Origin of the sequence: Paraburkholderia sp. RL17-373-BIF-A, from assembly GCF_046030175.1 — a bacterium.
GTDB lineage: Bacteria > Pseudomonadota > Gammaproteobacteria > Burkholderiales > Burkholderiaceae > Paraburkholderia.
Genome location: NZ_JARESO010000496.1, coordinates 1 through 313 on the forward strand (window position 1 = coordinate 1; position 313 = coordinate 313).

Genomic DNA, 313 nt, shown 5'->3' on the forward strand with positions numbered 1-313 from the left:
CCAGTGCCTGCGCCAGATGGGATTTGCCCGTTCCGCACGGACCGGCGATCAGCACGCTGACCTTCTCATCGATAAAGCGGCAGGTCGCCAGATCGTGAACGACAGCACGATTGAGATTCGGCAGGCGGTCGAAGTCGAAACCTTCCAGTGTCTTCTGGCCACGGAAGTTTGCGCGGCGCATGCGCGCGTCGAGCTTGCGATGATCGCGACGTGCGATCTCGTCCTGGATGAGCAGCGTCAGGAAGTCGGTATAGGCGAGCTTGCGGTCGTGGATAACGCGCATTGACTCATCAGAATTGCAACTCGCGCTGAC

The 313-nt window shown here is 59.7% G+C and carries 1 protein-coding gene; it reads right to left on the bottom strand.

The genetic code is table 11. From position 1 onward, the window contains the following. Positions 1-313 (bottom strand): ATP-binding protein (locus P0D80_RS51525; protein ID WP_459252790.1); only part of this gene is annotated, 313 nt, incomplete at both ends.